Annotated in this window: 14 protein-coding genes; 5 read left to right on the top strand and 9 right to left on the bottom strand. The window is 45.3% G+C overall.

Features of this window, described 5'->3' with window-relative positions:
- Positions 1-46 precede the first annotated feature (46 nt).
- The 3 genes from TY03_RS08055 (at position 47) to cls (ending at position 5,002) form a co-directional block, all read left to right on the top strand.
- Positions 47-451 (top strand): hypothetical protein, encoded by a 405-nt coding sequence (locus TY03_RS08055; protein ID WP_042368779.1) that lies wholly within the window; start codon positions 47-49, stop codon positions 449-451.
- Positions 452-525: 74 nt separating this feature from the next.
- Complete coding sequence (locus TY03_RS08050) at positions 526-3,438, top strand: TonB-dependent receptor (RefSeq protein ID WP_042369318.1); 2,913 nt, start codon at positions 526-528, stop codon at positions 3,436-3,438.
- Between the two features lie 124 nt (positions 3,439-3,562).
- On the top strand, positions 3,563-5,002 hold the full coding sequence (gene cls, locus TY03_RS08045; RefSeq protein WP_042368777.1) for a cardiolipin synthase: 1,440 nt from the start codon (positions 3,563-3,565) through the stop codon (positions 5,000-5,002).
- Positions 5,003-5,033: 31 nt separating this feature from the next.
- On the opposite strand, the gene TY03_RS08040 is transcribed toward cls, so the two are convergent.
- The 3 genes from TY03_RS08040 to TY03_RS08030 are packed head-to-tail and all read right to left on the bottom strand — an operon-like array spanning position 5,034 to position 7,053.
- Positions 5,034-5,567, bottom strand: a complete 534-nt coding sequence (locus tag TY03_RS08040) for an RsmD family RNA methyltransferase (RefSeq protein WP_042368774.1) — start codon at positions 5,565-5,567, stop codon at positions 5,034-5,036.
- Positions 5,558-6,352 carry a DUF3822 family protein gene (locus TY03_RS08035; protein ID WP_148335626.1) on the bottom strand — a complete coding sequence of 265 codons (795 nt, stop codon included), beginning with the start codon at positions 6,350-6,352 and terminating at the stop codon, positions 5,558-5,560. The genes TY03_RS08040 and TY03_RS08035 overlap by 10 nt, the downstream gene beginning before the upstream one ends.
- 14 nt (positions 6,353-6,366) lie before the next feature.
- Positions 6,367-7,053, bottom strand: a complete 687-nt coding sequence (locus TY03_RS08030; RefSeq protein ID WP_042368772.1) for a hypothetical protein — start codon at positions 7,051-7,053, stop codon at positions 6,367-6,369.
- 95 nt (positions 7,054-7,148) lie between these two features.
- On the opposite strand from TY03_RS08030, the gene TY03_RS08025 reads away from it, so the two are divergent.
- Entirely contained in the window at positions 7,149-8,567 is a 1,419-nt protein-coding gene (locus TY03_RS08025; RefSeq protein ID WP_042368770.1) for an ATP-dependent DNA helicase, read from the top strand.
- A gap of 473 nt (positions 8,568-9,040) precedes the next feature.
- Positions 9,041-9,862, top strand: a complete 822-nt coding sequence (locus TY03_RS08020; RefSeq protein WP_042368767.1) for a hypothetical protein — start codon at positions 9,041-9,043, stop codon at positions 9,860-9,862.
- Positions 9,863-9,953: 91 nt separating this feature from the next.
- Here TY03_RS08020 and TY03_RS08015 read toward each other — a convergent pair whose 3' ends face one another.
- From TY03_RS08015 to TY03_RS07990, 6 genes are all read right to left on the bottom strand, one after another.
- Positions 9,954-11,966 (bottom strand): glycoside hydrolase family 97 protein, encoded by a 2,013-nt coding sequence (locus tag TY03_RS08015; RefSeq protein WP_042369313.1) that lies wholly within the window; start codon positions 11,964-11,966, stop codon positions 9,954-9,956.
- Between the two features lie 110 nt (positions 11,967-12,076).
- Entirely contained in the window at positions 12,077-14,026 is a 1,950-nt protein-coding gene (locus tag TY03_RS08010) for a BT_3987 domain-containing protein (RefSeq protein WP_052332427.1), read from the bottom strand.
- Positions 14,027-14,058: 32 nt separating this feature from the next.
- Complete coding sequence (locus TY03_RS08005) at positions 14,059-15,222, bottom strand: DUF1735 and LamG domain-containing protein (protein ID WP_042368766.1); 1,164 nt, start codon at positions 15,220-15,222, stop codon at positions 14,059-14,061.
- Between the two features lie 7 nt (positions 15,223-15,229).
- The gene (locus tag TY03_RS08000; RefSeq protein WP_042368764.1) at positions 15,230-16,276 is read right to left on the bottom strand and encodes a glycoside hydrolase family 18; all 1,047 of its coding nucleotides are present in this window, start codon (positions 16,274-16,276) and stop codon (positions 15,230-15,232) included.
- Between the two features lie 18 nt (positions 16,277-16,294).
- Positions 16,295-17,884, bottom strand: a complete 1,590-nt coding sequence (locus tag TY03_RS07995) for a RagB/SusD family nutrient uptake outer membrane protein (protein WP_042368762.1) — start codon at positions 17,882-17,884, stop codon at positions 16,295-16,297.
- 11 nt (positions 17,885-17,895) lie between these two features.
- Positions 17,896-21,252, bottom strand: a complete 3,357-nt coding sequence (locus TY03_RS07990) for a TonB-dependent receptor (RefSeq protein WP_042369309.1) — start codon at positions 21,250-21,252, stop codon at positions 17,896-17,898.
- Positions 21,253-21,424 lie beyond the last annotated feature (172 nt).

Raw genomic sequence — 21,424 nt, 5'->3', positions numbered from 1 at the left:
TATATATATATTTTCCTTACTTTTGTCTCATTAAAATCAGAAACCGATGAAAGCTTTATTACCCATTTATTGTCGTCCGCTAGGATATGTTATTTTACTTTTCTCTCTGTTCATACCCTTTTTTCTAGTCATGCAGGGTATGGTGACCGATGCGAACTTACTTTTTTATAAAGAATGTACCAAGCTGTTGATGATGGTTGGTGCATTGATGATTTTGTTTGCACTGGTAAAGAACGAAAATCGCGAAACAGAGCAGATACGCAACAATGCCACCCGGCAGGCTATCTTTCTCACCGTGCTGTTTCTTTTTGGTGGAATGCTTTACCGTGTGGCCAAAGGTGATTTACTAACTGTAGACACCTCTTCCTTTCTTACGTTTCTCATTGTCAATGTTCTCTGTTTGGAGTTTGGAATGAAGAAGTCGATGGTCGACCATTTATTTAAAAAATAATTGATAGCAGATTAAACCTTTAATCTGAATTATTGTCCTAATACCATTAGTTATTAGAACAAATGTATTGGTTAATGAAGAAATCTACTATCTGGGTGATGTTGATGCTATTATGCTCAATCTCCGCTCTTGCGCAAAACAAAGTTATTACCGTATCGGGTAAAGTGATTGAAGAAGATACGAAAGAACCGGTCGAGATGGCTGCTGTTCAGTTGCTTTCATTGCCCGACAGCACTCAGGTCGTTGGAGTAGTGACGAATAAGCAAGGGGGATTTGTACTTCCCAAAGTTAAAGCAGGAAAATACCTCCTTAAAATTTCATTTATTGGCTTTTACACCAAAATGCTTCCTCTTCAGCTTGCTAACAATGTACCGGTCAAAAACGTAGGTACCATAGCGTTGAAGACCGATGCCGTGATGCTGAGCGAAGCAGTTATTACAGCCGAAGCACCGCAGGTATCGATAGTAGAGGATACACTTGTTTATAACTCGTCGGCTTACCGTACGCCCGAGGGAGCAATGTTGGAAGAGTTAGTAAAGAAGATTCCAGGAGCAGAAGTAGATGAGAGTGGAAATGTCAAGATCAACGGCAAGGAAATCAAGAAAATTATGGTAGATGGCAAAGAGTTCTTTGGCGGTGATGTAAAAACCGGATTGAAGAACCTGCCCGTCAACATGATCGATAAGCTGAAAACCTATGATAAAAAGTCGGATCTGGCTCGTATAACCGGTATTGATGATGGTGACGAAGAGACGGTTCTTGACTTAAAGGTAAAAAAAGGGATGAACCAAGGCTGGTTTGGTAATGCAGATTTGGCTGCAGGTACCGAAAAACGCTATTCGGGCAACCTGATGTTGAACCGCTTTGTCGATAAAACCCAATTCTCGTTCATCGGATCGGGAAACAATGTAAATGACCAAGGATTCTCGGGAGGTGGCGGCGGTCCTCGATGGAGGCGGAACAACGGACTGAATGCCACCAAGACGTTGGGTATAAACTTTGCCACCGAAACCCCTAAACTTGAAACCGGGGGTAGTGCCCGCTATAATTATCGGGATGCCGATATTGCCAGTATAAACTCATCGGAACGCTTTTTAACTACGGGCAACTCTTACTCGAACTCCAATAATCGAAATATAAGTAAAGCACTCGATTTCAACGCCGATTATCGTTTGGAGTGGAAGCCGGACACGATGACCAATGTTCTTTTTCGTCCCAATCTGTCGTATGGTAAAACAAATAATTTTTCCGAAAGTTATTCGGGTACATTTAATCAAGACCCTTATAGCCTGGTAGCCAACCCCAATGATTACTTAGATTTTTCGAATTTGGTTACAGACGATCCCTTGCGCGATATACGGGTCAATACAGCCAACAACAATTCTATTTCAAAAGGCAATAGCTTATCGGCCAACGCTACCTTGCAGTACAATCGCAAGTTAAACGATAAAGGGCGAAACATTACTTTTAGAGGAACATTTGGCTATGGCGATCGTGAGAACAACCAATACCTACAATCTGAGACACGCTATTATCAACAGCAAAACACATCGCGTAAGGATACCCTTTTGCGCAACCAGTATATTACTACGCCTACGGAGAATTTTAATTATAGTGCGCAGGTAACCTATAGTGAACCCATTGCTAAAGCCACTTTCCTGCAGTTCAGTTATAACTTTCAGTATAAGCTCAGCAACAGTGATAAGCGTACCTACGATCTGCTTCATTACTCTGAGTGGGAACCGGGTGTATCGCTTCCTTCCGGCTACGAGGAGCATTTGGTAGATAGTTTAGGAAAGAAAGCCGAGTATCGATATTATAATCATGATATTACGACCAGCCTGCGTTTTATTCGTGAGAAATATCAGTTGAGTTTGGGAGTTTCCGTTCAACCACAATCCTCAAAGCTGTCTTATAAAAAAGGCGATTATATGATAGATACGGTGAGAAACGTCATTAACTTTACACCCAATATTGATTTCCGCTATCGATTCTCCAAAGTAAGCCAACTGCGTTTTACTTACAACGGACGTGCCGGCCAGCCTAGTATGGAGAATCTCTTGCCCATCACAGACAATTCCAATCCGTTGAATATTACGATGGGAAATCCCGGGCTGAAGCCTTCATTTACACATAGTATGCGTCTGTTTTATAATACCTACAATGCCGAAAAGCAACAAGGTATCATGACGCATGCTAGTTTTTCGATGACACAAAATGCCATCAGCAATAGTACCGAATATATTGAGCAAACGGGAGGAACGATTAACCGCCCCGAAAATATTGATGGCAATTGGAGTGCTTTTGGTATGTTTGGTTATAATACGGCGTTGAAAAACAAGAAATTCACCATCAACACATTCTCTCGTGTTAACTATCAGAACGATGTCGACTTCTTATTTAACAGAGATACTAAGGTCAACGATAAAAATACCAGTACGGCACTGACCTTGAGCGAAAACCTAAATGGTTCCTACCGAAATGATTGGTTTGAATTTACACTCAACGGGTCGATCGGTTATGTATTCGAACGCAATAAACTACGCCCCGAAAGCAACCAGCAGCCCTATAACTATTCGTATGGTGCGAGCACTAATATTACTCTGCCTTGGAACATGACTGTGTCTACCAATATGGCTAACAATAGTCGTAGAGGATATAGCGACCCCAGCATGAATCGTGATGAGCTGATCTGGAATGCACAGTTGGCGCAGAACTTTCTCAAAGGGGCAGCTACGGTGAGCTTCGAGATGTATGATATCCTCAGACAACAAACCAATGTAAGCCGTTCGCTGACAGCTAGTATGCGTTCTGTTTCCGAATATAACGGTGTGAACAGTTACTGCATGGTTCATTTCATCTACCGCCTGAATATATTTGGCAACAAAGCCGCACGCGATGGCATGGGGCCGCGTGATTCGCGTGGCTTTGGTGGCCCCGGTAGCGGCTATAATAGAGGAGGTATGAGGGGCATCAGACCTCACTAATCACCCTAAATGGTTCATGATAAATGCTTCCTGATTAACACCCTTGTGATAGATTAATCAGGAAGCATTTATCATTAACCATATTTTTTTATACCTTTGCTCACCTATATTAGCGTCTATAATTATGATTGATTGGAACTTATTGGCTAGTCAGATAGCAACGGTAGCTTTCGATATCCTCTACTTCGGAGCCATCATCGGTACCATCATTATCGTTGTTCTCGATAATCGAAACCCGGTGAAGACAATGGCGTGGGTGCTTATACTAATGTTTTTGCCTGTTGTAGGGCTTATCTTCTATTTCTTCTTTGGCCGAAGTCAACGGCGGGAGCGTATCATCGGAAAGAAAAGCTATGGGCGCTTGCTTAAGAAGCCAATGGCCGAATACCTGGCACAGGACTCTTCGATTCTTCCCGATCAATACCATCGCCTCATACACCTGTTTCAGCAAACCAATCAAGCTTTTCCGTTCGAATGTAACCGTATGGAAGCCTTTACGGGTGGTTATAGCATGCTTCAGGCTTTGTTGCACGAGTTGCAGAAAGCCCGTCAACACATTCATCTCGAATTTTATATTTTTGAGGATGATGCCGTGGGGCGTTTGGTACGCGACGTATTGATTGCAAAAGCGCGCGAAGGGGTAGAGGTACGAGTTATCTATGATGACGTGGGGTGTTGGCATGTGCCCCATCTGTTCTTTGAGGAGATGCGCAATGAAGGTATCGAAGTACGTAGCTTCTTAAAGGTACTGTTTCCACTTTTCACGAGTAAGGTGAATTACCGTAACCACCGCAAAATCGTGGTGATTGATGGTGTTGTAGGCTTTGTCGGAGGAATGAATCTCGCCGAGCGATATATGCGGGGCGTATCTTGGGGCGTATGGCGCGATACACACATACTGCTCGAAGGCAAAGCCGTGCATGGGTTGCAAACAGCCTTTTTGCTCGACTGGTATTTTGTAGACCGCACGCTGTTAACTGCCTCCAGCTACTTCCCTAAAATCGACTCGCATGGCGACTCTCTGGTTCAAGTGGTTACGAGCGAACCCATCGGTCCATGGAAAGAAATTATGCAGGGGCTTACCTTGGCTATCTCCTCGGCACGCAAGTACTTCTACATACAAACACCTTATTTCCTGCCTACCGAACAGATTTTGAGTGCCATGCAGGTTGCTGCATTGGCCGGAGTCGATGTGAGGCTTATGCTGCCCGAACGTGCCGATAATAGAATTACGCACTTAGGTTCGCACTCTTACCTGGCCGATGTGCTTCGGGCAGGGGTCAAGGTTTACTTCTATAAAAAAGGTTTCCTTCACTCTAAACTCATGATTTCGGATGATATGCTCTCGACAATTGGTTCCACGAATGTCGATTTTCGCAGCTTTGAGCATAACTTTGAAGTCAATGCCTTTATTTATGGCACAGAAACAGCCTTGCAAATGAAGGAGATTTTTATGGAAGATCAACGCGAATGTACGCAGGTGTTTCTTAAAAACTGGGAAAAGAGACCTTGGCATCGCAAGGCCAAGGAGTCTGTCGTTCGGTTGTTGGCTCCGTTGCTATGATGTTCACGAACAAAGAACGAAGCCTGTTGCTTTATCTGAATATAGAGAAATTCACACTTCCATAAATTCTTCTTTCCACAAAGTGAGGATTATCCTCAAAGTTGTCCTGCTTGCCATGCTCCAATACAAACAAGCCATCCTCTTTTAACAAGTTATTCTTGAAGATCAGTTCGGGAATCGTTTCCAGACCTTTGAGGTCGTACGGAGGATCGGCAAAGATGAAGTCGAATTGCTGGCGGTTGCCATTGATGAACTTAAATACATCACCGCGAATGGGCAGGCACTTATCCGTTTTTACCTCCTGCATCACTTTGCAGATAAAGGCGTGGTGTGCACCTTCTTTTTCAACACTGATTACCCGGCCGCAACCACGAGAAACCAACTCGATGCTGATACTTCCGGTACCGGCAAAAAGATCGAGGGCCGTCTCTACCTCTTCAAAATCAATGTAGTTGGATAATACGTTGAACAGATTTTCTTTGGCGAAGTCCGTTGTAGGGCGTGCCTTAAATGTTCTAGGTACATCGAACCTTCTTCTTTTATATATTCCGCTGATTACTCGCATGTTAATAGGGCTTGCATATCAATATTAGTTTCAGGATTCATGATAAATACCTGAAGGATGAATTTACGTAATTCTTTCACCAGTGCTTCTTTGTCACTCAGTAGTCCGGTGAGGTGTAGCTCGTCGCGCTCCTGGTCGAACTCCAACTGCTTCCATACATAGAGTAGGTAGTAAACACGGTCTTCGGTTTGCTTGCATTCGAAAGAGTTGGCAAGCAAGAGATGTCCTTTCTCGTAGCAATACAGGTCGATGGCACCGTTGCGCAGAGAGGCGTATAGCTTTTTACTGTTTCCCAACCGGCTTTTCACGGCAAAATATTCGGTCAGCGGACTGACTTGCGAATAGAAGCGGGCATGGGGATACTGTTCGTTCAAGAAAGCATAAGCACTTCGATCCATACCGAAGATAACCACCAAGTTGTGTGTTTTCAGGATGTTGTATTGTATCGTTTCGTTCTCCCGATACGGATGGTTGTAATGAAAGAGTATCTCTGCCTGATCGTCTTCGAAAAGCTCCAGAGGAACCAGTGTAAAACGCTTGCCTGTGACCAGAATGTTGACCCGTTTGTACGGATGGTTCAGAAATTCCAGTTCGCGGAAAGCTTGCTTTAGGTTGGCTGTAAGCGACAATGAAGCGTCTATCTCCTTCTCGAAGAAAGAGAGCGTACTATCGTGTATCGGATTATAGATAGAAAAAGAAAATCCATCCGTACTCAGACGGATGGATAGTGTGTATTGTTCCGATTTACTATAGTCAATCGTTTCGATCATTGCTCTTTCGGGCATCATTCTGTATGAAATTATTCCCAGTTACCTGCACCGTTGTTTGGTACTTCGATAGAACCTACCATCAAACCGCAGTATTTTCCTAATTTTGTTTGAACGTCTTTCAAGTTAGCAATTTCTTGCTTGTTCAGACCATTCAAGTAAGTGTCGTAAGGAGTTTTTGCTTCGAACAAGAAGATAGGAGCACCCGATTTAGCTGTATCGTTTTTGATAGCCATTTCGAATTGTGCACCGCCACCGAACGGAACATAACGCATAGAGTCGGCGTTGAAACCGCTGGGGAAAATAGTATCCATAACAGCTACCCACAAAGTATCACGTTTGAAGTTCATCAAACCTGCTGCTTCAACCTCTTTCCAGTTGCCGGTTTTCTTTGCCTTATTGATCAAGGCCATGGCCTTTCTTTCAGTCATACCATCTTCCAGCTGCTTATCACTTAAAACGCCCTCTTTAGATACGAAAGGTAGTTTCTGAGTTTTTACAAACTCGATTAATGAGTCGAAACTAGCTGTGTACTGTCCTTTGTGAAGCGTGCGGTACTCCATTTGTGCTTTACGGATGTCAATTAATCGACCGATAACCGCTCTTTCTCTGTGTTTTTTGGCGTTTTCGAAATCGATCGGACCCATGATGCTGGCATAGCAAATGTACACTAAGGCAACAGCGCATAGGCCTAATACGATATTAAATGCTGTTTTCATGATAAATATGTTTTTTTTAGTTTATATTCGTAGCGCAAAAATAAAATAAATAAATTTAAGTTCAATAGTTCCGAGAGCTTTTTTCTCGTACAAAAATGATAAATAACTATTTAGAAAGGCAAATTAAGGAAAATTTTCCTTACCAACCAACTTTTGAGCAAGAAATAGCTGTGAAATCTCTTTCGGAGTTCCTCCTGTCGACGGGCAATGAGGCTGTTTTTGTGCTGCGTGGCTATGCCGGAACGGGCAAAACATCACTGGTAGGAGCCTTGGTCAAGACAATGGATAAACTGCAACAAAAAGCTGTGCTGCTTGCACCTACGGGACGTGCTGCCAAGGTATTTTCTACTTACGCGGGGCATCCGGCATTTACCATTCACAAGAAGATATACAGACAGCAGTCTTTTTCGAACGAGGTAACAAACTTCTCGGTCAATGACAACCTTTCGGCACATACCTTATTTATAGTCGATGAGGCCTCGATGATTTCGAACGAGGGGCTTTCGGGCTCACTCTTCGGTACCGGTCGTTTGCTCGACGATTTGATACAGTTTGTTTATTCGGGTGTGGGGTGCCGACTGCTACTCATGGGCGATACGGCTCAGCTTCCTCCCGTAGGCGAGGAGCAGAGTCCCGCACTATACACAGAGGCTCTTAAGGGCTATGGATTGGAGGTAAAGGAGGTCGACCTTACGCAAGTGGTGCGGCAGGTACAAGACTCGGGTATCTTGTGGAATGCAACCGAATTGCGCAAACTCATTGCGGCCGACGAATGTTCGGCATTGCCTCGCTTCAAGATAAGCGGGTTTGCCGACATACGGGTTGTTCCGGGCGATGAGCTGATTGAAACCCTGACCACTTGCTACGAAAAAGACGGTATGGATGAAACCATTGTGGTGTGCCGTTCCAACAAACGAGCCAATATTTATAATAAAGGTATCCGAGCGCAAATTCTTTACCGCGAAGACGAGCTCAATACGGGCGACATGCTCATGGTAGCTAAGAATAATTATTACTGGACGGAGTCGTATAAGGAGATGGATTTTATCGCCAACGGCGAAGTTGCCGTAGTGCGCAGGGTGCGGCGCACGCGCGAGATGTACGGATTCCGCTTTGCTACCGTGCAGCTCTCCTTTCCCGATCAGAACGACTTTGAATTAGAGGCCGACCTCTTGCTCGATGCGCTCAGTACCGATGCGCCAGCCTTGCCCAAGGCCGATAACGATCGCCTGTTCTATGCCGTACTTGAGGATTACGCCGACATCGGCAATAAGCGCGACCGGATGAAGAAGATGAAGGCCGATCCGCACTACAATGCCCTACAGGTAAAGTATGCCTATGCCATTACTTGCCACAAAGCGCAAGGCGGACAATGGCAAAACGTCTTTCTCGATCAAGGCTATATGACCGATGAGTTCCTTACACCCGATTACTTTCGCTGGCTCTACACCGCCTTTACACGTGCCACGAACACCCTGTATCTGGTTAACTACCCCCCAAGCCAGATTCTCTAAACAGATGATCGATTCTCAGCGATGCAAAACTCGGATAAGTTACACGTATCTCTTCTGATAGCTATCTGCATGGGTGGTATTCTTTAACTATCTTTTGTTAATAGTTTGGGTGGTCGGCTTGCATGCCGACGATCATCGCTTTGCAACGCGACCATTGTCGTCTTGCAACCCGACGATGGTCGCATTGCAAGACGACAATGAAAATGATAGAGAGAATACAGATAACTAATCAGGGCGAAGCAGTTATATATCGGTTATTCTATACAAAGCTTACAGCTCTTTTGCCTTGAATGAATACGGTGTTTTTTCAGATCGAAACCGTTACTATTGCCCCTTTAAGAACAAAAGATGGTAATTGTTTGTTTATCAGTAAAATAAATGAGTAAATGGTGCTTTTATTTGTAGGAATTTATATCTTTGTTGCAGCATATACCTTAAAAATAATAATAACCGGATTAAAAAACTGATTGACTATGAAGCATTTTTATCTTTTTATCGCATGTGTGTGGTGTTTATTGCTATCGACTTCTTGTGAAAAGAATTACCGGGATATTGTATTCTTTACTGGTGAAGAGCCTACTACCGAGCCGGGAATCTATACTAATATTAGCTCTAGTGCAGTGCTTTATACGATAGGCCCTAAAACAATTTTCAAAGGTATTGATGGTGGAGACGGTGATTATACTGTAACTCACAACAGCAACGAAGACGTGGTTTATGCCGGGGTGGAGGAGAAGTCTAACGGATATGCCCGCCTCCGCCTGACCCAAAAAAAGATTGGAGAGTCTGTTATTACTGTAAAAGACGGTAGTGGGAGGCGTGCCATGCTCAAAGTATGGGTGGGTGAATATAAAGACACTTGGAGAGTCTCTAAAGTAGGTATCGTGATTAAGGGTGCGGTAAGCGTTTCGCAGAAAGCAGAGACCGAAGAAGCATTTAAAAATACGTATCCTGTAGGGATAGGAGGTCGCTACGAGCTTTATCCCGTAACATGGAGCGATCCTTTAGAGAAAGGTCGCTTGTTGATATATTCTAATGATGCGGCTATTGCACCTATTATCGGGATGTATGAACAGAAGAAGACCGTTAATATGGAAGGTAAAGAGGTAACGGGTTACTTTTTCGCATACAATAATAAGGAGTACCTGTATTTTAGACCTAGTGGACTACCTTTACTAACTCGTGATTTCAGGCCTGTTTCTCTTGATCTGGTCGAAGATGTGACTGCTATCTGTCCGGTAGCACTTCCCGAGGGAGTCTCGGTTTATCGGGTGCAGGAGATTAAATTTGATTAAACTATCCGAATATAAAAAAGGATCTTCTTGGCGGTAAGGCCGGCAAGAAGATCCTTTTTTCATATAGACCGCTTGTATGAACCCAAGCAGTTTATATCGGCATGAACGAAACAGCTTGTCCTCCGCCTTTGGCCATCACGATACTCAGGCTGTCATTGGCCGTTACCATTCGCTCCTTTATTTGATAGGAAGTAGGATTGGTTTTCCAATCCGCATCTTTTCCGTCGGCATAAATAACGGCTTTATATCGTTTTCCTTTTTCGAGAAAGTCGAGTTTGATAATCACTGTGCGTGCCTCTTCGTTGGTCGATGCTCCCAGAAAGTAGTTTTGTTTGGCTCGGCGTGCCACTACTACAAATTCGCCCGGTTCGCCTGCCAATGCCTGCGACCAATCACTGTCGGGATCAAAATCGCGGAAGAATTGGAAAGCGGGATGTCCTTCATAATTCTCAATCATGTCCGAAGCCATTTGCAAGGGCGAGTAAAGAATCACCCAGTTGGCCAGTTGTTTAGCCAATGTTGTGTTCACCCGGCTATTGCCTTTGTCTTGGTCGTTCCACTTTTTGCGACGGGGTGAATGGCGCGTCTTATCGAACAGGATATCAAACGTTCCGGGTGTATAATCCATCGGTCCGCCCAGCAAGCGGGTAAAAGGAAGCACTTCATGATGCTCGGGAGGGTTTCCTTCGCTCCATGCGTTCCACTCCATGCCGCGGGCTCCTTCGCGCGTCATCATGTGCGGATAGGTACGGCGTATGCCGGTATCCTTGATAGGCTCGTGCGCATCGAGCGTAGTATGGTAGCGAGCGGCTGTTTCGACCACCTTGCGGTAATGCTGCACGCCGTATTGTCCGTGGTGCGAATGTCCGTTGGGGAAACCACCGGCATATCCCGTTTTTACCACATGAATGCCCCGGTCGGCATACCATTGGTAAGCCTTGTCGAGCTGTTGTTCGTAGTTCGGTATATTGCCTCCGGTTTCGTGATGACCGATAATCTGTATCCCTTTCTCTTTGGCATAACGGGTGATTTCGTCGATATCGAAATCGGCATAAGGCTTGGTATAGTCGAATGTTTGCATGCTTCCCCAGCTCTCCCAACCTTGGTTCCATCCCTCGTATAGTACGGCTTCGATGTTGTTGGCTGCTGCAAAGTCAATGTATCGTTTGGCATTGGCCGTGGTGGCACCGTGGCGTTCGTCCATGATCCAGCTTTCGACTCCTAAATGCATTCCCCACCAGATGCCGACGTATTTCATCGGGCGTATCCAGTCGGTAGTGGTCAGTGCGCAAGGTTCGTTCAGGTTTAGAATGAGTCCCGAATTGATCAGCCCCACTGCTTTGGGGGCTATCTGTATGGTGCGCCAAGGCGTGTTGAAGTTTCCTCCGGCAAAACGGGCTTTCACGCCGTCGGGCCACGAAGCCAGTTCGGACTTGAATCCGTTGCGATCGGTATGTTTCAAGGTCATTTCGGGAAAGTTGGTCAACGCCGCTTCGTGAATGCTGGCATATACCCCTTGCGTTGTTTTAAAGGTAATCGGTGTATTGGCATTCTCTACCCGGCTGATGGGCAGGGTGCGGTAAAGCAATTCGTAGGTGTCGAAGTTGGCCGGAATAGACCATGAGGTTCCGTCGTTGGCCAGGTTGAAGGAAGTCAGCTCGTTCATCACAAACAGGCTGTCGACACCCGGCACCCGGTATTCGTAACGGAAGCCCAGTCCGTCGTCGAAAAGGCGAAAGCGCATGGTTAGGTGGGTTTGGGCTGCATTCTTCAGGTGCACCGTCATTTCGTTGTAATGCTCGCGTATTGATTTATTTTCTCCCCAGGGTTGTGTCCAAGTGGTGTCTTTCGAGGAGAAGTCGGTTGCGGTCACTTTGAATCCGTCGGACAGATTCACTCCGTTGCGCGCCTCAAAACCCAATGCAGAGGGGAGGATAAAGGCTGAGTCATTGACGGCCACCTGATAGGTCATACGACCACTGTCGGCCAAACAGAACGAAAGCCTGATCGCTCCATTGGGCGAGCTGACTTCGGTCGGCCTATCAGCGGTACAAGCGCTGAAGAAAAGTAGCAATGCAGCTACAAAAGCGAGAGATGTTTTCATTTGATTTTGAATAAAAATCCCCTTACCCGGTCCTTGTTTTCGCAACGAAAACAGGAGCAAGTAAGGGGATGATTGCTAAAAGTTATTCTTTGAGAAGTACGGTTCGTCGTTTACTTCTTTTTCAATGTATACGGTTCATAAGCAACATCCTGATACAAGCCTCCCTTGATATCGCCGATAGTACCTGTCGATGAGACGTGGATCGGAGCCATCGTCTTGATCGGTGTTCTTACCGATTTCAATCCTTTGATGCTGAAAGAGCCATCTTTCTTAATCAAACCGGAGAAGGCGGGAGTTACTGCTTTGGTTGTAAACTGATTGGCTCTGAAGCTGTACGAGAAGCGTGATACCATCTGCCAGTCTACGTTGCCCGTCGAAGTCTTCTCGGTCAATGTTTGAGGCAGGTTGATCTCTACGCGACCATATTTGTTGTAGTTCATTACAAACGGAAGGTCGTTTTGGTTGCCCCAGCCATATACAAGGTAGCTTTCGTTGGGTACATTCTCTTCAATTCTAAGCGTATAGGTTACCGGTTCGCTCTTCCAGTCCCACCAAGGTCCCGGTGTGTACCAGTAGAGTGATTGTGCAGCGGTCAATGTCCATGTGCCGATATACGACTGGTAGCTAGGGATGTTGATTTCGCCCTGTGGAGCTGTTTTTTCAAAAACACGTCCGCTCCATTCTACATCGTCGTTGAACAGAATATTGCCGAATTGATTAAAGGCAGCGCTGTAATCGTAGTCTCTTGCTTTGAGGTTGTAGAACATCTGAATGCCATAACCCTCTTTACGCAAACGCTCTACGTTGGCTACATCAAAGCCTCCATCGCTGGCTGCATAGTTCAAACTGATGGAGTAAGGACAGTATTTCTCTTTCGTTAAGCCGGTAATTTTGTCATTGCCGTTGGCGCGGTAAGAGCCATATCCGCCATAATACATATAGTCGAGTGCATTGCCGATGGGCTGACCATCGATGGTGCCGTTTGGATATAGGTTCCAGTCGTAGAACGAAAGAATCTTATCGGGCATCACCTTGCGACACTCATAGACCAAGCGAGCCGAACCTGCGTTGGAAGGTACATCGAAGCCGGGGCTGGGAGGATTCTTGTAGTTCGAATACTCATCGTCGAAGTCGATACCGTCGAGTCCGTAGATATCTACATAGTTTTTCAACTCTTTCGCTAAGGCAGCAGCGGTTTCGGTGGTTAGGTTGGCAATACCGGCTTCGTCGTGGTTGCCCAGAATGGTCAGACACACCTTAATACCCTTGGCTTGCAAGGGGCGGATGAATTTGTCTGCATTCTTTAGGATATACGAAACATTGTCATTGCAATTCACATATACGCTTCCTTTTTCTTTGTTGTAATTGATGTTGGCTGCAAAGATATTGACCACATCGAAGAAAGGTTTTCCGCTCGACTTCATGGTGTATTCACCGGCATTGAGGATGTTTTCATCGTTCACCTCGATGTAGCAAATCGCTTTGATTCCTGTTCCCTTGTCCGAGCTGGGAATAGCACCCATCGGTTTCACCAGGAAGATGTAACTTTGATTGTTTTGCGACATCTTCACGCCGTTGCTGCTTACCTCGGCAGCAATAGGAAGTGCGTAGAGCGTTCCCGGAGTTCCGCCCGATTGAACGGTAACATCGATCACACCCGATTGAGTTGCATTGGCAGCAACCGAGGCAATGCCTCCGTTGCTGAGTGATACCTGTGCAGCCGGATACATCTCATACGATGTGTTGTTGGCCTTATTGTATGCCTCTAATGCGGCAGCATCTACCTTCAACTTTACATCGACTGCGGTGGCACTTGCCTCTGAGAGTTCAAAGAACAGCTGACCGGTGCCGGTGCCTGAACCAAAGAGTTCGATGGTTGCCAGCTCGCGTGCTCCGCCCATGTTTCTTACATATCCGTATGTGCCGTTGACGTTATCAAATATACCGGCATTTTCCGAGCCGACAAAGATATCGTCCTGACACGAAGTGAAGGTAGTACCGGTCAGCGTAAAAGCTGCTGCCAGTAAACCTAGTTTTATATAGTTACGGTAATTCATCATTGTTTTTTATTTTTAGTATAGAAATAAATGGGTTATTTAGATGAAGGCAACTCTACTGCTGTCCACTTTAATGGGTTGGATGCGGTAGCGTGATTCTCATTGACCGTATAATCTTTGATGATCATACCGGCACCTTCGTCAAACTTCCAGTAAGTAACCAATCCTTCGGCTTTGGGTTCTACCTCATAGAAATGGTTCTTCGCATTGATCTCTTCGGTAGTCAATACCTTATTCCAGATGCGCACCTCAGAGATGTCGCCTGCCAGATAGCGGTCGTTGTTGTATGAGTAACCGATCCAGAAGCAACGGGGCTTGCCGTCCGATTCGTCCGAGTGAGGAATACCCCAGTTAACCGCTCCTGCATCGAGTGTGCCCGAAGCTGCATTTTTACCGTTGATATACACTGCAACTTGTTTTGCATCGGCATCATACGTAACGGCAATGTGTACCCATTCGTTGGTCGGTAACTGTAATTCGGAAGAGGTGAAGTTTCCGGCACTGGTGGCTACTTGCAGTTGGTTGCTTGGTATGCCCGAGTCGCCTGCGCGAATCAAGAATTTACCTTCAATACCCATAATCGTATTTAAGCCGCGATCAAAGTTGCGGGCACGGATTAAAGCCTCTGCCGTTAGTTTTCTCATATTGGTCACTACTTCGGGCTTTTTCCAATCTACGTATAAGTTGTTCTTCTCAATATCGGCTACCGTATTGATCAATGCAGCTCCTTTGAGTACATAATAGATAGTACGGCCACTCTGCAAGATTCCAACATTGGCACTGGCTATACTTACGGGCAATACATAGATCTTCTCACGGTTCAGTGTGTTCAGGTTAAGAAAACGAACGGTGATGTCGGTCGAGCGAACACTACCGGCTGTAATCTGAACCTCTTTATTGGACAGTTCATAAAATCCTTCGGGCAGTAGCTCGGCATTGCTGTAATAAGCCTCATTGTAAGTAGCTACCTGGTCGGGGTTTACCTCAAAGTGCACGATAACCTCTTGATTCTCGCGTTGGGCAAGTGCTATCTGGAAACTACGTTGGCTAGTCTCTATCGTCGATTTCAACAAGATGTTGTTGGTCTTCACAGCTGCATTGACGAATACATTATTATCAAATGATTCTTCATTTTTACAGCTGGTGATCATTGCGCTGAGCAATGCCATTGAAATCAGGTATAAATTAATTCGTTTCATCATTCAATTAGTTTTTAGGAGCAGGGTTCATAATGTTGATGGCCTGTCTCACGTATTGGTACACATTGTTCGGGTTGTAATAATCGTTTTGTACGTTATAAATACCCAGTCCGGCTTTGGTAAAGCTTACCTCGTTATTGGTTACCCAATAAGCTGCCTCGGTGATAGCACGCAGGGAACCATCATAATATCCGGTTTTTTTATCCGTCGAGTCGAGCGAAGTAGTGCGGGCTGTTACCACAAACTGTTCGGTAGGCACATCGGGCACTATCGCTTGCAAGGCCTCTACGGTAAGCATAGACGATGTTGTGATATCTGCCGTATTGAGAATAATGTTTCTGCACGATTTCAGTATCTCTCTATTCACTACGTATTGCGGATATCCTTCGAAGGCGATCATCTTATTCTTATTGGCTGTATACCATGCGCTTATCTCGTTCATGAAAACGGTTTGCTCCTTGGTGTACTGTTCTTTCTCGGCAGCCGTCATGTGCAACATGCTTTTTCCTTTATATCCTACAATGATACCGTCGTAGTTGTAGGTGCTTTGGAGCTTCAGTGCATTGACAGTAGCCTCTTTCAAGTATGCTTCAAAGTTGGGGGCTACGTAAGCTGCGTCTTTGGCGGTTTCGGCTTTCACCAATTCGTCATAAGCTCGCTTGATGGCTTCGTAGCTGATCGTATAAACCACCTTAGTGCCTTTTTCGCTGCGAACGCTTTCCATCTCTTTCAATTCGAAATCGGCCAGCTTGTCCGGAAACATCAAGGCAATTACATCCACGCTATCGGGTACGGCAGTTATGTGTTGCCCCCGGCTGAACGGTGCTTTCTGGCTATTGTCGAACCAAGCATACACTACTTTATGTTCGGCCTGCTTGTAGTTTCTTAGCTTTTGCAGGTACTGAGCATACAATTCGGGATATTTATCGGCAGGACTTTGCTGCTCCACGTTTACCCCTTCTACCTCTGTCCAGTCACTACAGGCGGCAAATGTAATGCCTGCCATAAGGCAAAGAACAGCTAATTTGAGACTATCTTTCATTTTATTTTTCATGATTAACTCCTTCTGTTTTTAGTTCTTTTTAGCCCACCATACATCGGTTCCCATATTATCGGGTCCATTCAAGTATTTGCTAATGGCCTCATTTAAGTTGACTGTATTCTCGGTACGTTCGGTTTGAGGATAAGGCAGGCGACGAGCCATTCTTTCGTTCTGAACAATACCTGCACTGCTATTGACCATGGCTTGCATGAGTCTGGGGTATCCGGTACGACGGAACTCAGACCAAGCTTCAATACCCAACGGGAAGTTGGCAATCCATTTCTGTGTGATGATACGTTCGAGGTTCTCTTCGTCAAATCCGGCAACAGCTTTCCACTTAATGGTAATGTTGCTGATTGCTTTGTCGTAGCTGAACATACCCATGGGATCTTCATACATCTTGGGTTTGAGCGTGCTGTTCGTCAGGTAATTATCGGCACCATCGGCTCCCCATTGAGCAAACGACAGACGGATACCGGCATTGTAGAACGATTCGGCAGTGCCGCCCATATTCCAACCTCTTAGTGCACCTTCGGCTTTGAGGAAGGCACATTCGGCTGCGTTCATCCAAAGTAGCTTAGAACCGTTCTGTACGTTCATATTGGCATAGTTCTTCACTACGTTGCCCGGAATCTGAATACCCGAACGCAAACCGTAGTATCCGTTTTCGGTTATCTTTCTTCCTGCCAGTTCATCGGCGGTGAAGGCCGATTTGATAAAATACTTCTCACGACGAGGGTCTTCATAACCATTCATGTACGATGTAATGTCGGCCGATACGCGTGAATCTCCTCCGTTGTATTCGTACATAACGACACGGAAAGGATTGGTTACGGCCACTTTCATCAGTGCATTGTCATCGTTGGTAGCAAGGGTACCCACTTCGTGCTTAGCTACCTCTTCGGCTTTTTGCTGAGCCAGTGCAGGCGATACATTGGCAATACGGATGGCCATGCGCAATTTAATGGAGTTGGCCAGTTTGATCCAGTTTTCTGCCTTACCGCCGTATACCATATCGGCATTCGGTGTGAAGTCTTCGGTACGATGAGTGGTCAGCGTAGCGATGGCTTCGTCGAGTTCGGTAAACATGGTTTTGTACACCTGCTCCTGAGAGTCGTAAGGAGCAACCAATTTGCCGTCTTCACCAATCTTAGAGTAGGGGATGGGACCATATACATCGGTGATGCGCTGCATAGCGATTACCTTGATTACATTGCCTACGGCCAAAGGAACCGGATCGGTTGTGGCTGCTTTCAGGTCTTTGAGGCTGGGATATATCTTGGGGATGATATCATTAAACAGTACCCTCAACCAAGTCTCTTCGGGCGTATAGGTGGCAAAGTTCTTGCCGTTGAATCCGTTGTTCGAATCGGCCAGATAGCCACCATACGAACCGCCCAACAGACATTCGGTGAACTGAGTGGTGTTGACATCCAACGGAATCACCCATCCTTGCATGCTGGTTAATGCAGAACGCATTTTATATCCATCATAGCCCATCTCCTGATCGTTGGCATCGTATGGATTCGTATTATACTTTTCAAAATTGGAAGTACAGGCTGTGGCACTTGCCAGCAGACCGAGACATACGAAACGTATGATTGATTTATTCTTTTTCATACTTTTTGCTCTTAGAATTTAAGTCTGACATTGAAACCTAAGTTACGTGTACTTGGCATCATGAAGTTGTCTATACCTTGATAATAGTTTCCGGTGCTGGCAGTCGATTCGGGATCGAACGGTGCTTTGCAATAGATCATCCAAAGATTACGGCCTACCAAAGACAAGGTGATGTCTCCTACTCCCCAAAGTTTGTTTTTGGGAATTGTATAACCGATGCTTGCTTCCTGCAAACGTACGTTGGTAGCACTATACGTATAGTATTGTGGAATACCGTTCTTTCCACCTACGGTTGTATACCAGGTTTCGGGGTTAATCACATCACCGCCGTTGATCTGTATACCGCCATTGTCACGTGCCAGAGCCGAGGCTTCCGATACTCCATAGAGGTCGAGAGCTGCTTGTGTGGCCGAATAAACAACGCCACCGATACGAGCCGACAACATGAAGCCGAGGTTAAAGCCTTTCCAAGAGAAGTCGTTTCTCCATGCCATGTTGCATTTGGGGAATACCGAACCCAGTTTAATATCACCTACACTATTGTTCAGTGTGATGTTGCCCTGATTATCTACATACACGTTGCCATTCGCATCGCGTTGAAGATCCGACAGTGAATAGAGGTCGCCCAAGCTGCCACCCTTCTTCAAGATGAAACGTGCTTGCGAGAAACCGCCTACATCCAAACGCTCCTTGGTAATCAACTCACCTGTTTCGGGATGTACATAGTTATCAACCAATTCCAGAATCTCATTTTTATTGGCACTGAAGGTGTAGTTCGAACTCCATTTGAAGTTGTTGTTCCACGTGTTCTGATAGCCCAATGAAAGTTCTACACCACGGTTGCGCACGCTACCTGTTTGCAGATACAGACTTGAATAACCTGACGATACAGAAACCTGTGGGTCAAATGTCTGGTTATAGGTCTTTGTGTTATAGAAACTGAAGTCTAGGTTGAAGTTCTTCAAGAAACGCATGGTTAGACCTACCTCCCATGAATCGGTTTTTTCCGGTTTCAGGTCGTACATAGGATAGTTGGTTTTTGTCTCCCACTGTTGGTTGGCGTTGTTCCATGAATAAGTTGGGTTGGCCAGGAAGCGGGCAAACGGAAGACCTACCGAGGCAAACGAGGCTCTTAGTTTCAAATAAGAAATCTGTTCGGGCATCTTAAATATCTCCGAGAGTACAAACGAAGTACCTACCGAAGGATAGAAGAATGATGAGTTCACAGACTTTGGACCGGCAAGTTGCGAAGGCCAGTCGTTACGACCGGTTAGCGTCAGGTAATAAGAGCTCTTATAACCCAGTTCAACGCTTGCAAATAACGATTGAGTCTGTTCGTGCCAGCCACTTTGTTCGCGTTTGGTTTTGGTGTTGTCCAATTGAAATACGTTGAACAGGTTCGGAATACCCTTCTCCTGAATAGGACCACGGTTCTTAAGCATGTCTTGACGCATGTCGGAGAACGAAGCACCTACGTTGGCCTGCAAAGACAAGATGTCGTTGAACATTTTGTTGATGTTCAGCAATACGTCGCCATACGTTTGTTTGTCTTTCGTGGTGGCTATGCCATACAAACCATTTTTCGAACCCTCGGTCAGGGTCGTGTTGGAGGTAGCGTATAGCTTTTCTGTGAAATCGTTGATCGAATTATCGACACGAATACGTCCCGATACGCTCATCCAATCTAACACTTGATAGCTCAGGTTGGCATTCAGCATATAGCGATCTTTCTTGTTTTCGCGTAAGTTACGGTAGTTAATCCAGTATGGATTCTGACCGGTAAACTCGTTGATGCCTTGTGGCCAGTACTGTGTGCTGATTCTACGTTGCGAATCGTAACGTTCGTACATTTTGATATCGTTAAAATCGTCGCCGCGAGGGAAAAGGTAGGCTGTTACCAATGGATTCGAATAGGTACCTTGGTTGGTCATGTTTCTATCGCTTTGGTTAATGTAGCTGGCACCTACGTCGAGCAGCATTTTCTCTTTCAGGAAAGAGGTTGTGTTGCGGAAGGTGAAGTTGTAACGATCGTAATTATTGTTGGGAACCATACCTAATGAATTGACCGCACTGGCCGAGATATAGGTTTGGTTACGCTCTGTTCCGGTCGAGAAAGAGACGGTTTCTGTAGCTACAACACCTGTTTTTAAGTAATCGTCTTGTGGAGAGTATCCCATATAGTTAGAGCCATTAAGCAATCTACCCCAACTCTTATCGCTCATCGGATCGTTTTGAGAATTGGTACCTGTTCCGTAACGGTTCTGGAAACGCGGCATTACCAACGGATTCAAGAACTCAGTACTTTGCGAAACAGTCAGGCTGGTGTGTCCGGCTTTTCCCTTCTTCGTTGTGATAACGATAGCACCATTGGCTGCATGGCTACCATAAAGTGCAGCTGCGGCAGCACCGGTCAATACGGACATTGATTCAATGTCTTCGGGATTGATATCGGCAATTGCTTCTGTGGAACCGGCAGAGTCGTGTTCTTTACCTCCTGTTCCCGAAAGGTTGAACATGGGTACACCGTCAATTACATAAAGTGCATTGCTCGACTGGTCGATACCTTTTGTACCACGCATTACTACTTTGCTGGCACCACCTACACCCGACGAACTGCTGTTGATCGTTACACCGGCTACTTTACCACTCAAGGCATTGATGAAGTTAGCGTCTTTGTTCTTGAGTAACTCATCTTCAGATACTTGTTGAACATTGTAGCTCAATGCTTTTGATGCACGTTTGATACCCAATGCAGTCACTACGACCTCATCGATTATCTGCGTATCGCTTTGCATAGTCAGGTTGATTACAGTCTGGTTCTTCAGCGGTATATCTTGCGATTTATATCCGATGTACGAAAACTGTAGGATGGGAGACTTCTCATTGGTGTTCAACGTATAGTTACCATCCAAATCGGTAATAACACCCGTGGATGAGCCTTTGATCAATACGTTCACACCAATCAACGGTTCGCCTTGCTCGTCTACAACCTGGCCCGTTACTTTGCGTTCCTTGCCTGTTTGCTGCTGGTTGTTTTCGATAGGCAAACCATTTTTTTCGGATAGATAGACGATGTTGTCTTCTACTTTAAAAGTGATGTTCTTTCCTTTTAATACAAGGCTCAATACCTCTTGTAAAGAGGCGTCTTTTACTTTCAAGGGCTCTACAGAGACAGCCGAAAGCTTATCGTCGTAGAAGAACTGATACTTTGATTGAGATTGAATTTGTTTAATGACGGTACCCAAAGTCGTGCGGGGCGTACTCAGCGCTAACTGAGCCGAAACCCATTGTACCGGGATTGTCATGAACAAAAGAATCAAAAGAGCCCGAAGTACATTCGAAGCTCGAAAAAAATGATTGCTTTCCATAAACATCATTTAATGGTTATACATGTGTTAAATTCTCAAAGAGGGAATGAGTCATACTTTCCCTTTTGATAATGAAACAACCCTAAAGACAATAACACTTAGCTCATTTCTTTGTTTTTTTTATAAATAGTGAATCAAATGGTAACAATACGGCAAAAATACAATAAAAATA

The organism is Bacteroides neonati, from assembly GCF_000499785.1.
GTDB lineage: Bacteria > Bacteroidota > Bacteroidia > Bacteroidales > Bacteroidaceae > Bacteroides > Bacteroides neonati.
The sequence above is the reverse complement of the archived record's forward strand: the minus strand, read 5'-3'. Positions and strand labels throughout refer to the sequence as shown.

Excerpts from the sequence above, each read along its gene's own strand:
- TY03_RS08055 (WP_042368779.1), top strand. The coding sequence starts at position 47 with ATGAAAGCTTTATTACCCATTTATTGTCGTCCGCTAGGATATGTTATT.
- TY03_RS08050 (WP_042369318.1), top strand. The coding sequence starts at position 526 with ATGAAGAAATCTACTATCTGGGTGATGTTGATGCTATTATGCTCAATC.
- cls (WP_042368777.1), top strand. The coding sequence starts at position 3,563 with ATGATTGATTGGAACTTATTGGCTAGTCAGATAGCAACGGTAGCTTTC.
- TY03_RS08040 (WP_042368774.1), bottom strand. The coding sequence starts at position 5,567 with ATGCGAGTAATCAGCGGAATATATAAAAGAAGAAGGTTCGATGTACCT.
- TY03_RS08035 (WP_148335626.1), bottom strand. The coding sequence starts at position 6,352 with ATGCCCGAAAGAGCAATGATCGAAACGATTGACTATAGTAAATCGGAA.
- TY03_RS08030 (WP_042368772.1), bottom strand. The coding sequence starts at position 7,053 with ATGAAAACAGCATTTAATATCGTATTAGGCCTATGCGCTGTTGCCTTA.
- TY03_RS08025 (WP_042368770.1), top strand. The coding sequence starts at position 7,149 with ATGATAAATAACTATTTAGAAAGGCAAATTAAGGAAAATTTTCCTTAC.
- TY03_RS08020 (WP_042368767.1), top strand. The coding sequence starts at position 9,041 with ATGAAGCATTTTTATCTTTTTATCGCATGTGTGTGGTGTTTATTGCTA.
- TY03_RS08015 (WP_042369313.1), bottom strand. The coding sequence starts at position 11,966 with ATGAAAACATCTCTCGCTTTTGTAGCTGCATTGCTACTTTTCTTCAGC.
- TY03_RS08010 (WP_052332427.1), bottom strand. The coding sequence starts at position 14,026 with ATGATGAATTACCGTAACTATATAAAACTAGGTTTACTGGCAGCAGCT.
- TY03_RS08005 (WP_042368766.1), bottom strand. The coding sequence starts at position 15,222 with ATGAAACGAATTAATTTATACCTGATTTCAATGGCATTGCTCAGCGCA.
- TY03_RS08000 (WP_042368764.1), bottom strand. The coding sequence starts at position 16,276 with ATGAAAAATAAAATGAAAGATAGTCTCAAATTAGCTGTTCTTTGCCTT.
- TY03_RS07995 (WP_042368762.1), bottom strand. The coding sequence starts at position 17,884 with ATGAAAAAGAATAAATCAATCATACGTTTCGTATGTCTCGGTCTGCTG.
- TY03_RS07990 (WP_042369309.1), bottom strand. The coding sequence starts at position 21,252 with ATGGAAAGCAATCATTTTTTTCGAGCTTCGAATGTACTTCGGGCTCTT.